12 protein-coding genes and 1 pseudogene are annotated in these 14,949 nt (G+C 39.2%); 10 read left to right on the top strand and 3 right to left on the bottom strand.

Going from position 1 to position 14,949, the window contains the following annotated elements:
- Positions 1 to 129: 129 nt before the first annotated feature.
- The 3 genes and pseudogenes from AACL61_RS08450 to dnaA all read right to left on the bottom strand — a co-directional run.
- Positions 130 to 252, bottom strand: a pseudogene (locus tag AACL61_RS08450) (IS30 family transposase); the annotation flags it as partial.
- Positions 253 to 369: 117 nt separating this feature from the next.
- Positions 370 to 1,512 (bottom strand): DNA polymerase III subunit beta, encoded by a 1,143-nt coding sequence (dnaN, locus tag AACL61_RS08445; RefSeq protein ID WP_339111242.1) that lies wholly within the window; start codon positions 1,510 to 1,512, stop codon positions 370 to 372.
- A 175-nt stretch (positions 1,513 to 1,687) separates the two neighbouring features.
- A complete protein-coding gene (dnaA, locus tag AACL61_RS08440; RefSeq protein ID WP_163622423.1) occupies positions 1,688 to 3,010 on the bottom strand; it encodes a chromosomal replication initiator protein DnaA in 1,323 nt (440 codons plus the stop codon).
- 495 nt (positions 3,011 to 3,505) lie between these two features.
- Here dnaA and rpmH point away from each other — a divergent pair, with 495 nt between their 5' ends.
- From rpmH to lepB, 10 genes are all read left to right on the top strand, one after another.
- A complete protein-coding gene (gene rpmH / locus AACL61_RS08435) occupies positions 3,506 to 3,640 on the top strand; it encodes a 50S ribosomal protein L34 (RefSeq protein ID WP_003665227.1) in 135 nt (44 codons plus the stop codon).
- Between the two features lie 138 nt (positions 3,641 to 3,778).
- Positions 3,779 to 4,132, top strand: coding sequence for a ribonuclease P protein component (rnpA, locus tag AACL61_RS08430; protein WP_003665224.1), 354 nt, complete (start codon positions 3,779 to 3,781; stop codon positions 4,130 to 4,132).
- 3 nt (positions 4,133 to 4,135) lie between these two features.
- Complete coding sequence (yidC, locus tag AACL61_RS08425; RefSeq protein WP_004562481.1) at positions 4,136 to 4,969, top strand: membrane protein insertase YidC; 834 nt, start codon at positions 4,136 to 4,138, stop codon at positions 4,967 to 4,969.
- A 95-nt stretch (positions 4,970 to 5,064) separates the two neighbouring features.
- Positions 5,065 to 5,832 (top strand): RNA-binding cell elongation regulator Jag/EloR, encoded by a 768-nt coding sequence (jag, locus tag AACL61_RS08420; RefSeq protein WP_339111241.1) that lies wholly within the window; start codon positions 5,065 to 5,067, stop codon positions 5,830 to 5,832.
- A 156-nt stretch (positions 5,833 to 5,988) separates the two neighbouring features.
- Positions 5,989 to 7,377: a tRNA uridine-5-carboxymethylaminomethyl(34) synthesis GTPase MnmE gene (gene mnmE, locus AACL61_RS08415; protein WP_216578029.1), complete on the top strand. Its 1,389-nt coding sequence runs from the start codon at positions 5,989 to 5,991 to the stop codon at positions 7,375 to 7,377.
- 11 nt (positions 7,378 to 7,388) lie between these two features.
- Entirely contained in the window at positions 7,389 to 9,332 is a 1,944-nt protein-coding gene (mnmG, locus tag AACL61_RS08410) for a tRNA uridine-5-carboxymethylaminomethyl(34) synthesis enzyme MnmG (protein ID WP_339111240.1), read from the top strand.
- 198 nt (positions 9,333 to 9,530) lie between these two features.
- Entirely contained in the window at positions 9,531 to 11,450 is a 1,920-nt protein-coding gene (gene asnB, locus AACL61_RS08405; RefSeq protein ID WP_339111239.1) for an asparagine synthase (glutamine-hydrolyzing), read from the top strand.
- A 138-nt stretch (positions 11,451 to 11,588) separates the two neighbouring features.
- The gene (locus AACL61_RS08400; RefSeq protein WP_339111238.1) at positions 11,589 to 13,139 is read left to right on the top strand and encodes a UDP-N-acetylmuramoyl-L-alanyl-D-glutamate--2,6-diaminopimelate ligase; all 1,551 of its coding nucleotides are present in this window, start codon (positions 11,589 to 11,591) and stop codon (positions 13,137 to 13,139) included.
- 17 nt (positions 13,140 to 13,156) lie between these two features.
- The gene (locus AACL61_RS08395) at positions 13,157 to 14,401 is read left to right on the top strand and encodes a carboxylate--amine ligase (RefSeq protein ID WP_019251865.1); all 1,245 of its coding nucleotides are present in this window, start codon (positions 13,157 to 13,159) and stop codon (positions 14,399 to 14,401) included.
- Positions 14,402 to 14,692: 291 nt separating this feature from the next.
- A partial coding sequence (gene lepB / locus AACL61_RS08390; protein ID WP_339111237.1) for a signal peptidase I occupies positions 14,693 to 14,949 on the top strand: 257 nt, incomplete at its 3' end.

The raw sequence follows: 14,949 nt of genomic DNA, 5'->3' as shown, positions 1-14,949 counted from the left end.
TTGTTTCGTGCACTCGCTCTGCTCGCGCACTCAACCAGGTCTAAAGACATTAATAGAAAAGAGGTTACAAAACAAAACGTTCTGTAGCCTCTTTTTATAAAACCTATTAAGATCCTTTCTAAAATGTCCGCGATTGGAAAGTCCTTGCGACTTTAAAGTCGCAATCATCACACGTTCTTCTTTAGTAAGATGAGCATTCTTTTTATGAGTAGTCAATAAACTAGTAGACATGGTATCATTTAAGTGCGTCATTTGACGGACATCCTTTCATATAGGTTTGGTTCACTTAATATGATACCTGATGTCACGCCGAATGGCGTTTTTTATTTACCACCAACTGGGTGGCTAACTTCATTCTATAATCCACCTCTAAAATGTCCGTACTGGCGTAATTAAGTGGACAAAATTTTCTTGATCTTCTGTTGGCACCAAGGTAAATGGTCGCAATGGTGAAGTAAATGAAATCTTGATCGTTGCCTGACCAAAAGAACGTAAAGCATCTTTCATGTAGTTAGGATTAAATGAGATTTCAAGATCATTACCATCAAGAGCAGACGTTACTACCTCTTCTTCAACCGTACCGATATCTGGAGAATCACCGCTAATTCGGACAAGATTTTCTGATGGCTTTAGACTTAATTTAACCACATCGTTACGGCTTTCATGAGATAAAAGTGAAGCACGCTCAATTGATGATAAAAATGACCCAGCTTCTAGTTCAACTGTTGTATCAGCAGTTTGTGGAATTAATTGACTAGTTTCAGGGTAGTTTCCTTCTAATAATCGAGAATAGAAATGAGTATTACCAAAGATAAACAATACTTGATTTTCAGTTACCTGCATTTGTACATCTTCATGGACATCGCTAATCATTCCAGAAAGCTCTTCCATGCTCTTTCCGGGAATGATCACATCAAAATCTATGCCGTTATCAATATTTTCGAGGACCACTTTCCGTTGTGCAAGTCGATGACTATCCGTTGCAACAGCTGTTAGGACGCCATCTTTTAAAGTTATGTGCACCCCGGCAAGGATTGGGCGACTTTCTTGCTTAGATACCGCAATGACTGTTTGACGAATTACTTCTTTAAGAATGTCGTTAGGAAGAGTTACTGATTTGTTAGTTTCAATTTCTGGTAAATGTGGAAAGTTTTCAGCATCTTGTCCATTAATTTGGAACTTAGCTGAACCGGAAGTAATATCTGCTTGAAATCCACTTGTAACTTCAATAGTTACTTTCTTATCGGGCAGCTTTTTAACAATGTCACTGAAGAAGCGGGCTGGTAATACAATAGCGCCAGTTTCTTCAATTGTTAAATCGTTATCAGCATCATTAGCATTAATAACACTTTCGATCGTGATGTCAGAATTACTACCAGTTAACACAATGTTGTCTTCGTTTACTACCATCTTTAATCCAGTAAGAATTGGAATCGTGGTTTTGGATGAAATAGCACGTAAGACATTATTTAATTGACTAATGAATGCAGATCGGTTAATTGTAAAATTCATATGTTTCAGTCCTTTTGTGTAAGTATATAAATATATTTAATAGTTTAAAATATAGTCGTAGTAGTAGGGCCTGTTAATACTGTGGAAAACTATTCAAACACCTTTTATTGCGACTTATCCACCTGTTGATAACTTGTGGATAAGTTTGAGGATAATTATTGCACTTATCCACAAGTTATGATCGTAGCTTAGCTTTTAACTTTGTAATATCGTTTTGTAAGTCAGTATCCTTTTTTAGTTCTGCCTCGATTTTATCGATAGCATGTAAAACGGTGGTGTGGTCTTTGCCGCCGAATTCGTTGCCGATTTTTGGCAACGAGAAATCGGTGAGTTCTCGAGAAAGGTACATGGCGATTTGACGAGGCATGACGATTTGTTTAACTCGTTTTTTACCGAGGATATCTCCTTGAGTTATATTATAAAAATCAGCAACTTGTTTTTGAATCGTAGCGATTGATATTTCGTTTTTGGCTACGCGGTGAAGTCCCTTTAATGCTTGAGATGCTAAGCTTGGCGTGATTCGCTCACCGCTTAAATTAGCAAATGCTTGAACCTTTGTTAAGGCTCCTTCCAGTTCACGAATGTTTGTATCAATTTGACCGGCAATATAGTTAAGGGTGTCGTTTCCAATATCAATATGATCTTCTTCAACTTTGCTCCGTAAGATGGCAATTCGCGTCTCTAAGTCAGGAGGAGTAATTTCGACAGTAAGTCCCCACCTGAAACGTGATACAAGCCGGTCTTGCAGTTCAGGAATCTCATTTGGAATTCGATCAGATGTCATAACGATTTGTTTTTTGCGATCATGAAGGGCATTAAAAGTATTGAAAAATTCTAGTTGAGTCCCCTCTTTATTAGCTAAAAATTGAATATCATCAATTAATAGGAGATCGAGGTTACGATATTCTTCTCTTAGTTGTTCAGTCGTATTATTACGAATAGCATTGATATAATCGTTGGTAAAATCCTCACTCGTCACATATTTGACACGCGAATTTGGATTAACTTGAAGCATATGGTTACCGATCGCTTCCATTAAGTGGGTCTTTCCTAAACCAACTCCCCCATAAATAAAGAGTGGGTTGTAAAGGCTGCCGGGGCTTTCGGCAACGGCAAATGCTGCAGCGTGTGCCATTTTGTTTCCTTCTCCAACAACGAATGTTCCAAAGTTGTAATGAGGATTAAGAGGAGTATCCATCTCAAAAGAAGGAGTTGGATCATCTTCTGTTTTTTTATTTGTATAGGTAAATTCTCCCTCTAAAATATAATGCGGCTCAATATTACGTCCCAATTCATGTTGAGCGAATTCTTTAAGCTGTGTATTTAAATTTTTGCGCCAAAAATCGCGGTGCACCGGAGTGGGCACCTCGATTTCCAGTTGATTTTGAGAGAGAGAAATTGCTTTTGCCGGAGCAATCAAAGTGTCAAAGGTAACCGGAGTGGTATCCTGACGAAATGAATTTTGGATCGCTTCCCACAGAGAATCGAGCTCAGTCAAAATAATTTCCTCCTAAAGTATTAAATTACAAACGGTATTTTATCATTACATGGGAAAGTTTTCCACAACCAAGTGGATAATAATAAAAAAGTTTACACAACACTGTGTGTAAATTAATAATATTCCTGTGAAAAATGGGGAAAAGGAGATTCCATTATCACTTATCCACAGAATTGTGTTGATATATGCTATTGATATAGCAGTAAACTAGAGAGTTATCAACACCTAAAAGACTACTTGTGGATAACTTTATCAACAGGTGTTAATCTGGGGATAATCTCTGAAAAACGTTGTTGATAACTTGTCCACAAATTATGAATTTACACAACGCTGTGGATTATTTTGCTAATTTTGTTAATAATCAAAAAAATTTAAATAAAAATTCGCCGTTTATTAATTTCGGTAAGTGTGTTATACTACCAAAGTATGTTTGAAGAGATCGTCTTTTAGACTCTAGAAACCAAACCACTCGAATTTAATAGGAGGTGCAATTGTATGAAGCGCACGTTTCAACCAAAGAAGCGTCACCGTGCACGTGTCCATGGCTTCCGTAAGCGCATGAGCACCAGTAACGGCCGTAAGGTATTAGCACGTCGGCGTCAAAAGGGCAGAAAAGTATTATCTGCATAACCACGGCCACTTTTATAGTGGCTTTTTTTATTGTGTGAGGCAGGGCAGTCAGCTTGACGAGCAATTTGAATCGTTAAAGTTGTCGTATGCCCGGCCCTATTTTTATATCTACTTAAATTAAGGCTGGGGATTATACAAATGAGAAAATCATATCGCGTAAAAAAGGAAAGTGAGTTTCAACGGGTTTTTGAAACCCATAATTCCGTGGCCAACCACAAATTTGTCGTATATCAAATGGAAAAGCCAGGACAAAAACATTTTCGTGTCGGTATTTCTGTTGGAAAAAAGATTGGAAATGCTGTGCATCGTAATTGGGTTAAGCGGCGTATTCGTCAAACATTATTAGAGGTGAAACCGCAATTACGGTCTGATGTTGATTTCTTGGTTATTGCTCGGTCAGCGGCAGATGGTTTATCAATGGCAGAAACAAAGAAAAACCTAGTGCACGTTTTAAAGCGAGCACATTTGTTAGATGAAAAAAGTGAGGATTAGGATTTGAATAAGAAAACAAAAAAATTCCTAAGCTTGGGAGCAATCATGAGCTTAACCCTATTTTTAGCTGCTTGCTCCAATAAGCCAATTACTAGTCATAGTACTGGTATCTGGGACCACTACATTATCTATAACTGTTCACAATTTATCATTTGGTTATCAAAGCACTTTGGCGGATATGGAATGGGGATCATTATCTTTACGATCATCATCCGGATCATCTTACTGCCATTGATGTTCTACCAAACAAAGACCATGATGAAGACGCAAGAACTTGCTCCTCAACTAAAGGCAATTCAGAAAAAGTACTCATCACGTGATCGCGAGTCAATGCAAAAGATGCAAATGGAAACCCAGAAGCTCTATAAAGAAGCTGGAGTTAATCCATGGGCTTCGATGCTTCCATTACTGGTTCAGTTGCCAGTTATGTGGGCTCTTTATCAAGCAATCTGGCGGACCTCAGCCTTACGGAATGGAACTTTCTTGTGGCTTCAGTTAGGTCACCCGGACCCATACTACATTATGCCTATTCTAGCGGCATTATTTACATTTATTAGTTCATGGTTATCCATGGCTTCAATGCCCGAAAAAAACTCAATGACAACTACAATGACGTGGTTTATGCCGATTATGGTATTCTTCATGGCATTGGGATTCTCTTCAGCTATTACCTTATACTGGGTAGTAACAAATGCCTTCCAAGTTGTCCAAACGCTTATCATCCAGAATCCATTTAAGATTCGTCGTGAACGTGAAGAAAAGCAACGGGCTGAAAAAGCAAAACGTCGCAAGATTGAAAAAGCAAAACGTCGCGCTTACCAAAGTCGGCGGAAATAAGTTATTAAGGCCGTGACAAGTAAAGTTGTTGCGAGCCTTTTTATTTAGTAATAAATTTAAAGAGTGGAAATTAATTAAATTCACGGGGGATAAAAATGGCAGTTTTTACTGGAACAACAATTGAAGAAGCAAAAGAAAAGGCCCGTACACAATTGAAGCCAACCGTTAATCAAACGATTGAATTTACGGTTCTTCAACAGCCGCGGCACGGTTTTCTAGGAATTGGACGACGCCAAGCGCAAGTGGATGCAGTAATAAAAGATAAAGAAATTGCGATGCCCTCACTGGAAGAAAAAGATGAGCAACCGGCAAAAGAGCCAGAACAAAAGCCTACAAGCTTAAATTCCGCTGAAGATGAGCTCGACCCTGCTGAAATCAAGCGGCGGCAACAGGCCAATCTGAAAAAGGTTCAAGCAACTAGTAAAGAACTAGTTAAATATCTAACGACAGTATTTAAGGAATTAGGTATTGCTGTTGAACCACGGATTATTAATTTAGAAGCTCATGACCTCAAAATTGATCTTCAAACTGAGGAAAATGGACGAGTGATCGGTAAGCACGGTCGACGGATCAACGCGATGGAACAGCTTAGTAATATATTCATGGATTACCATGGAGCAGCAAAAGTAAACGTTGAACTTGATACTTCCAATTATCGTGAACGACGTCAAGAAGCAGTTCACAACCTGGCGCAAAAGGCAGCGATGGAAGTAGTTGCAAGTGGGGAAGCAGTTTTTATGGACCCGATGCCCGCCCGCGAACGGAAACAAATTCACCATGAACTTGAGAATAATCACCACGTAAAAACATACTCCCACGGTCGGGAACCTTACCGGAGTATCGTGATTGCACCCAAGGACTAACTTATTTGTTGACAATTTCTGGTAATGATCTTAGAATATGAGCGGTTATAAATTTAATATTCGTTAAAGTAGTGAAAGTGCTTTGACCATGTTAGTGATATTTTTATTACTATGCATGGACTGGCACTTTTTTTGTTAGAAAGGAGTAAAGTAGCGATGGCAAATAGCGAGAATGATACGATTGCAGCAATTTCGACGCCGGTTGGTGAAGGTGGAATTTCCATTATCCGAATTAGTGGGGATGATGCGGTGAAAGTTGCTCAACGGATCTACAAAGGAAAAAATCTCGCCAAAGTAGCAACTCATACCATTAACTATGGTCATATTGTCGACCCTGATACAGATCAGGAAGTTGATGAAGTGATGGTTTCAGTAATGCGCGCGCCTCACACTTATACGCGTGAAGACGTGATTGAAATCAACTGTCACGGGGGATTGTTAGCAACTAACCGTATTCTGCAATTGGTACTGAGCTTTGGTGCCCGGATGGCAGAACCAGGTGAATTTACTAAACGGGCCTTCTTAAATGGTCGTCTCGATTTATCCCAATCAGAAGCAGTAATGGATCTAATTCGTGCAAAGACAGATAAATCGATGAAGGTTGCATTGAACCAACTTGATGGTGATTTGTCACGGTTAATTCGTAATTTGCGGCAAGATATTTTGGATGTATTAGCACAGGTAGAGGTTAATATTGACTATCCAGAATATGATGCTGTTGAAGAAATGACGACGAAACTCTTAAAAGAAAAAGCAGAGGACATTCAACAACGAATTCAAGGCCTTCTTAAAACAGCTAAGCAAGGAAAGGTTTTGCGAGATGGTTTAGCAACGGCTATCATCGGGCAGCCAAATGTTGGTAAATCAAGCTTATTGAATTCCTTGCTTCACGAAGACAAGGCGATCGTTACAAACGTTGCTGGGACAACCAGGGACGTAATTGAAGAATACGTCAATGTCAACGGGGTGCCATTGAAGTTAATTGATACAGCAGGAATCCGCGATACAAATGACCAAGTTGAAAAGATCGGGGTGGAGCGGAGTCGCAAAGCTTTGGGCGCCGCTGACTTAGTACTTCTCTTGATTGATAGTTCAAATGAATTAACTGACGAGGATCGCCAACTACTTGAAGCAACCAAGGATAAGCAAAGGATCATTATCTTAAATAAGACGGATCTTCCACGCAAGATTGATTTAGAGGAATTGAAATCACTAGCTGGCAAGAGTGCCGTTATTGAAACTTCAATCGTTAACCATGAAGGAATGGACCAACTTGGTGAACAGATTGGTCACATGTTCTTCAACGAGGGAATTGAAAGCAACCAGAATAATGTAATGGTTACAAATGCTCGGCACATTGGCTTACTTCACCAAGCTAATGATGCTTTAAGCGATGTCTTAAAAGGAATTAATGATGGAATGCCGGTAGACCTGGTTCAAATTGATATGACCCGGTGTTGGGAATTATTAGGTGAGATTACTGGGGATAGTTACCAAGATGAGTTGCTTGACCAGTTATTTAGTCAATTCTGTTTAGGAAAGTAGGGAATAGAAGAATGAAGAGTTCAGAAGCATTGCAAACATCTGATGCCGTTCAATACGAAGCGGGATCATACGATGTAATTGTTGTCGGGGCGGGTCATGCCGGAAGCGAGGCCGCCCTTGCCGCAGCCCGGATGGGAAATAAGACCTTATTGGTAACAATTAATCTTGAAATGGTTGCTTTTATGCCATGTAACCCCTCTGTTGGTGGTCCGGCAAAAGGAATCGTGGTCCGCGAAATTGATGCTCTTGGTGGTGAAATGGGCCATAACATTGATAAGACCTATGTCCAAATGCGGATGTTAAATACCGGTAAAGGTCCCGCTGTCCGTGCATTACGAGCCCAAGCAGATAAACATGCTTATCACCGTGCAATGAAGCAGACGATTGAGGAAGAACCTAACCTTACTCTCCGTCAAGCAACTGTTGACCAATTAATCGTTGAAGATGGTGTCTGCAAAGGTGTGATTACTAATACAGGAGCTCGTTACCACGCTAAGACGGTTGTATTAACTGTTGGAACTGCGGCGCGTGGAAAGATCATTATCGGTGAATTACAGTATGAATCTGGTCCAAATAACTCTAAGTCAGCGGTAAAACTTTCGGAAAACCTTGAAGAACTTGGCTTTGATCTTGAACGTTTTAAGACAGGAACGCCACCACGAGTTAACGGAAAGACAATCGATTATAGTGTAACTGAAGAACAACCAGGGGATGAGGAACCACATCACTTTAGTTTTGATAGTCCTGATAGTGCCTATATTCCAATTAGCGAACAATTATCTTGTTGGTTAACTTATACAAATGAAGGGACGCATGCCATTATTCGGGAAAACCTTAGCCGGGCCCCAATGTTCTCTGGTGTTATCAAGGGTGTTGGCCCACGCTACTGTCCTTCAATTGAAGATAAGATTGTTCGTTTTGCTGATAAGCCACGGCACCAAGTTTTCCTTGAACCAGAAGGCCGGGATACGGATGAATATTACCTTGACGGAATTTCGACATCAATGCCAGAAGAAATCCAACAAAAGATTGTGCACTCAATCAAGGGGTTAGAAAATGCAGAAATGATGCGTCCTGGATATGCAATTGAATACGATGTAGTTGCGCCGTACCAACTTCACCCAACCTTGGAAACCAAGATCATTAAGAATCTCTATACTGCAGGCCAAACAAACGGTTCTTCAGGTTATGAAGAAGCAGCGGGGCAAGGATTAATTGCAGGGATTAATGCAGGATTACGGGCACAAGGCAAGGAACCATTTGTCCTTAAGCGTTCGGATGCATATATTGGTGTGATGATCGACGACCTAGTAACAAAAGGAACGAAAGAACCTTATCGTTTACTTACAAGTCGGGCAGAATATCGGCTAATTTTACGTCATGATAATGCTGATTTCCGGTTAATGGAAATGGGTCATAATGTTGGCTTAGTTAGTGATGAGCGGCTTGCTAAAATGGAAGAGAAGAAGCGCCAAGTCGCAGCTGAAATCAAACGATTAGAAGAAATTAAGCTCAAGCCAAGCGATGATAAGGTTAACGAATTTATTGAAGCGCACGGCGATAATCGCTTAAAAGACGGAATTGCGGCAGCTGACCTCTTGAAGCGACCATACTTCGATTATCAAACGTTGGCCGAATTCATTCCGGCACCAGAACAGGAACTTGATCGTCATGTGATTGAGCAGGTTGAAATTCAATTGAAATATGCTGGTTACATTAAGAAAGAAGAAGTTAAGGTTGAACGGATGAAACGGATGGAAGCTAAACGGATTCCAGATGATATCGATTATGGGGATATTGACGGTCTAGCAACTGAAGGACGTCAAAAACTTGAAAAGATTCGTCCAGAAACTTTAGCCCAAGCTTCACGAATTAGTGGAGTTAACCCCGCTGATATTGCAATCTTGAGTGTTTACGTCCGTCAAGGGAAGTTTTCCAAGAAGGATCGTAAATAAAATTTCCCGGGAAATAAAATCTGGAGAAACAGAGTAATGGCTCCGCTCTCCAGATTTTATTATGGTTTTCTTAAAGCAAAGGGATAATATACTTAAGTTTGGCATTATATGGTATAATTTAGGTTCGAGTTTTAATAACGAATTTTAAATAACTATTTTGTGATCCGTGAATTTAAGAGAAAGAAGAGGAAATTTATAATGTGTGGGATTGTTGCATTTGTTGATAATGAAAAACCACAAATTAAAGACCAATTAATCAAAAAAATGAAGGACCGGATTATTCACCGGGGACCTGATGCGGAAGGTCAATATGTGGATGATGATGTAGCACTTGGCTTCCGGCGCTTGAGTTTTATTGATGTTAAGTCTGGTAATCAACCAATCTTTAATGAAGATAGCTCAAAAGCCATTGAATTCAACGGTGAAATTTACAATTTTGAAGAATTACGTGAAGAATTAATCAGTAAGGGTCACACATTTAAGACACATGCCGATACTGAAGTAATCTTGCACGGATATGAAGAATGGGGCAAGGATGTTGTTAACAAGTTACGCGGAATGTTCGGCTTTGTTATCTGGGATTTTAAGACTAAAGAAATGTTCGGTGCCCGTGATCATTTTGGAATCAAACCATTATATTACGCTAAGATGAACGGTACTTTCTTTGTGGGATCTGAAATTAAGGCATTTCTTGATCACCCTAACTTTAAGAAGGAACTTAATAAAGAAGCGCTTAAACCATATATGACATTCCAATACCCAGTTACTCAAGAAACTTTCTTTAAGGGTGTTTACCGTCTTCCAGAAGGGCATTACTTCACTTATAAAGACGGTCAGTTTGAAATGACCCAATACTGGGACGAAAACTTTGAGCCAGAAGACGAGACGTTTGATGAAGCTGTTAACAAGATTGACGATGTTGTTAAGAATTCTGTTAAGGCACATACCTTTGCAGATAAAGGAATTAAGGTTGGTTCATTCCTTTCTGCAGGGGTTGATTCAAGTTTAGTAACGGCCCTGATGCGTCCAGATAATACGTTTTCAATCGGATTTGATAGTACTTATGATGAGACCAAACAAGCACGTGAATTAGCAGCTAAGATGGGCTTGAAGAATACTGATGAAAAGTTGACTAATGAAGAAGCTTTCCATGCATTCCCAATGATTCAATACTACTTAGACGAACCAGATTCTAACCCATCTGTTGTTCCTTTATACTTCTTGAACAAGTTGGCAAAGGATAACGGCTACAAGGCCCTTCTTTCTGGTGAAGGTGCCGATGAATTATTCGCGGGATACATTGATTATGGTTTTAATACGAAAGTTAAGTTTATCCGGTGGGTAACTGACCAACTAAAGAAGATGCCTCGTGAACGCCGGTATAAGTTTGCTAAGTGGTTAGATGGAAAACACTTCCACGGCCAAGAGCATATGTACCGCAACTTAGCGCCAGCACGGGATACTTTTATTGGCCAAGCATACATTTTTAGTCCTGAAGAAGCCGCTGACTACTTGCAACCAGAATTTGATTGCGGACCAAGTATTGCCGACATTCTTAATCCACTTTTTGATAAGATGGAAGATAAAGATATCGATGAAGTCGCAAAGAAGCAATATATTGACTTGCACCGTTTCATGCCTGGTGATATTTGCTTAAAAGCGGATAAGATGAGTATGGCTAACTCTGTTGAAATCCGGGTACCACTTCTTGATAAAGAGGTAATGAAAGTGGCTGAAACAACACCAACTAAGTATCTCTTTAACTATAAGGATACAAAGTGGGCATTCCGGATGGCTGCTAATCGGCATTTACCGGAAGAATGGGCTACGCGGCCTAAGATGGGCTTTCCAACTCCGGTCCGTGCATGGCTTCGAGAAAAGAAGTACTACCAAGAAGTACGTGAATTATTTGAACAAGACTTCGTAAAAGAGTTCTTTGATCAAGAAAAGCTTCTAAAACTTGCCGATGATAACTTCGAAGGCAAGGTGGATGGTCGTCGTAAGATTTGGACAATCTACACCTTCTTAACGTGGTATAAGTTATATTTCATTGATAACTTCAAACCTGATGAATCGGGAATTGACCGCGCACAAAAAATGGCTACAACAGAAGCATAGAAAAATATTAAAGGAGGCTGGCGAAGGGTAGGACTCTTCTAAGTCTCCTTTTTTGTTAATTGATAACCCTTATTTATTTTTATGATAAAAAATGAAATAATATAGGGCAGATTAGATTGAAGGAGAGTCATTTGCAAGATGGAATTGCATATTACACCTGCTTTAGCATTATTGCGCGAGCACCATTTATTGGATCATGTTAGTAATTTGACTGATTTTACCGCAACTAGCGTGTCCTATGATTCACGGAAGGTAAAATCAGGAACTTTATTCTTTTGTAAAGGAAATTTTTTGCCTAAATACCTAGGATCCGCTAAAGAAAAAGGTGCGGTTGCGTATGTGGCTGAAAAAGAATATCCAGAGGGCGAAGGATTGCCAGCTATTATCGTAAACGACGAACAAAAAGCAATGTCTTTACTGGGGGCAGCATTTTATGGCTATCCACAAAATGATTTATTCATTATTGCGATTACAGGAACAAAAGGCAAAACAACAACGGCTTATTTTGCTGACCATATTCTAGCCCAAAGTACTGCTAATCATATTGCCCTTTTTTCAACGCTTGATCGGATTTTAGGCAATAAGCCGGAAGATAAGTTTAAATCTGATTTGACTACTCCCGAATCCTTAGACCTTTTCCATGATATGCGTGTTGCTGTTAATAATGGGATGACGCACTTAGTAATGGAAGTATCATCGCAAGCATACAAGAAAAACCGGATTTATGGTTTGAAGTATGATGTTGGAATTTTCTTAAACATTTCGCCAGACCATATCGGACGAAATGAGCACCCAACTTTTGCTGATTATCTTCACTGCAAGGAACAATTATTAGTAAATTCTGCTAAATGCTTAATCAACGCAGAAACTGAAAAGTTTACCGATGTTTATTACACTGCTAAGGCAACTACACAACCAGAAGACATTTTCTTATTTGCACGGCGGGGAGCAAACATCGAATTACCTGATAATGCCCAAATAGATTTTGAATATCGAAATGATTTAGAAGATCTTCATGAAAGTGAATTCGAGTTGACCGCCTTAACTGAAAAAGCAAAGCAGTTGAACTTAGATGGTCGTTATAAAACGAGTGTCCCTGGAGATTATAATGAAGGAAATGCGGTCGCTGCAATCATTGCCAGTGGATTAGCTGGGGCGAGTGCTAACGATGCCGTAGAAACGTTGAATCATGTTCACATTCGTGGTCGAATGGAAATGATTAACAGTAATACTCATGGAACAATTTATGTTGATTATGCCCATAATTACGCTAGCTTGAAGCGACTCTTGGCATTCTTAAAACGACAAACTAATGCTGGTAAAGTAACAGTTGTCTTAGGAGCAACCGGTGATAAAGGCATTTCGCGCCGTCCAGGGTTTGGAAAAGCTTTAACTGAAGAACAACCAGATGAGGTAATTTTAACGACTGATGATCCAGGGTTTGAAGATCCGATGACTATTGCCCGGGAAATAGATTCTTATATTGATCATGATAAGGTTAAACATATTCAATTTGAAATGGACCGCGAAACGGCGATCAAAAAGGCAATTGACGGTAGTGGAAATGATGATATTGTAGTCCTTGCAGGGAAGGGTGAAGATCCTTACCAGAAGATTAATGGTGAAGATGTCCCTTACCCAACGGATGTGAAGATTGCACGTGATTATATTAATGAATTAGAAAGATAAAGAGGAGTGGGGATCTAATGAGTGAACAACCTTTTGTTCCATTGATTCTAGGTAGTGATTTCAACGCTTACGGAATGGCACGATCGATGTATGAAAAATATGGGATTAAGTCGCAATTATATGCGCGCCAACCATTGGCACCAACCCGTTATTCAAAAATTGTCGAGTTGCACTATAATGAACAATTACAATCACCAGAAGTGTTTACGAAGGTATTAATTGAAGCGGCAGATGAGTTTGCTAAGCAAGGCAAGAAGACCGTTTTAATTAGTTGTGGAGATGACTATACTGAATTAGTTGCGAAAAATCGTAAAGAACTTTCGCAGCACATGTTCTGCCCGTATGCTGATTATGATGAAGTAGCAACATTAACGAATAAAGAGAAGTTCTACAATGTCTGCGAAAAGTATGGTTTGCCTTACCCTAAAACTGATATTTTAAAACCAGACCTTGATTACAAGAACTATAAATCACCATTTGAATTTCCAATTGCTTTGAAGGCTGCTGATGCGGTGCAATGGCATAAGGGAAACTTTGAAGGGTATGAAAAGGCTTATATTATTAAGACACCAGAAAGATTAGCGGAAGTTCTTGAGATTATCTATGAGCATAGTCCATACAATGGCGACCTCGTTTTACAAGAATTTATTCCTGGTGATGATAGTAATATGCGGACCATCAATTGTTATGTCGATAAAGATCATAAGGTAAAGATGATGTGTCTCGGTCACCCCCTACTTGAAGATTGCAATCCAGCAAATGTTGGTAATTACGTTGCGATTATGCCAGCATATGATCAACAAATCTATGACAACATCAAGAATTTCCTTGAAAGTATTGAATTTACTGGATTTGTTAACTTTGATTTGAAATATGACCGTCGTGATGGCCAATTCAAAGTATTTGACCTCAATCCTCGTCAAGGTCGTAGTAGTTTCTTCGTTTCATTAAATGGCTATCAACTTGCTACTTTCCCAGTTGAAGATTACGTTTTTGATAGCTTAAAAGATCAAGAGACGATTTATGGAAACAAGGATGAAAGCAACTATAAGTTATGGCTGGGGGTTTCAAAAAAGACCTTCCTTCAGTATGCTAAAAATAATGAAATTAAAAAGCAGGCTGAGAAGCTTATTAAAGAAGGCCGCTATGGAACAACTTTCCATTATGACAAAGACATGAATTTCATGCGGTGGTTAATGGAACAACGGATTAATCATAACTATCAAAAGAACTTCGAAAAGTACTTTGTCGAAAAGAAATAAAAATTAAAAGGGACTGTGACATAAGTTAAGTTACTTTCATAAAAAGCAAATACGCAGTACAACAATGGCCTCTAACGTCCGGCAAAACCGAACGTTAGAGGCCTATTGTTGCTTGCGGGGGCTCGAAAACGAAGTCACAAGTGCCTTCTGTCTCGCTCCCTTTTGACCCTTGATATCTTTTTGATGTTATTAAATGTGAAAATAATATATTATTTATTATAAATAACTTTTCAGGTTTTATTACTAGTTGTATGATTAATAACAGTTAGATAAAGAAATTGAGGAATTATAATGAAAGCATTTCGTGAAGCAATGAGTTGGATTATTCCCATTCTAATCGGGTTAATAATCGCATTAGTAATTAAGCAGTTTTTCTTCCAAATTGTTCGGGTTGATGGACCATCCATGCAACCAAACTTACAAAATAATGAACGAGTATTTTGTTTGAAAACTGCCAAAATCCATCATGGAAGTGTCGTTGTATTTGATGCTAATGGCGTTGATCCGCAAGTATCAGTTAAAACCGATTATGTTAAGCGAGTAATTGG

Origin of the sequence: Limosilactobacillus reuteri subsp. porcinus (assembly GCF_036621895.1) — a bacterium.
Lineage (GTDB): Bacteria > Bacillota > Bacilli > Lactobacillales > Lactobacillaceae > Limosilactobacillus > Limosilactobacillus reuteri_J.
The sequence above is the reverse complement of the archived record's forward strand: the minus strand, read 5'-3'. Positions and strand labels throughout refer to the sequence as shown.

What these genes read in the sequence shown, in the direction of transcription:
- dnaN (WP_339111242.1), bottom strand. Translation starts at nt 1,512, where the DNA reads ATGAATTTTACAATTAACCGATCTGCATTCATTAGTCAATTAAATAAT.
- rpmH (WP_003665227.1), top strand. Translation starts at nt 3,506, where the DNA reads ATGAAGCGCACGTTTCAACCAAAGAAGCGTCACCGTGCACGTGTCCAT.
- rnpA (WP_003665224.1), top strand. Translation starts at nt 3,779, where the DNA reads ATGAGAAAATCATATCGCGTAAAAAAGGAAAGTGAGTTTCAACGGGTT.
- jag (WP_339111241.1), top strand. Translation starts at nt 5,065, where the DNA reads ATGGCAGTTTTTACTGGAACAACAATTGAAGAAGCAAAAGAAAAGGCC.
- mnmE (WP_216578029.1), top strand. Translation starts at nt 5,989, where the DNA reads ATGGCAAATAGCGAGAATGATACGATTGCAGCAATTTCGACGCCGGTT.
- mnmG (WP_339111240.1), top strand. Translation starts at nt 7,389, where the DNA reads ATGAAGAGTTCAGAAGCATTGCAAACATCTGATGCCGTTCAATACGAA.
- asnB (WP_339111239.1), top strand. Translation starts at nt 9,531, where the DNA reads ATGTGTGGGATTGTTGCATTTGTTGATAATGAAAAACCACAAATTAAA.
- AACL61_RS08400 (WP_339111238.1), top strand. Translation starts at nt 11,589, where the DNA reads ATGGAATTGCATATTACACCTGCTTTAGCATTATTGCGCGAGCACCAT.
- AACL61_RS08395 (WP_019251865.1), top strand. Translation starts at nt 13,157, where the DNA reads ATGAGTGAACAACCTTTTGTTCCATTGATTCTAGGTAGTGATTTCAAC.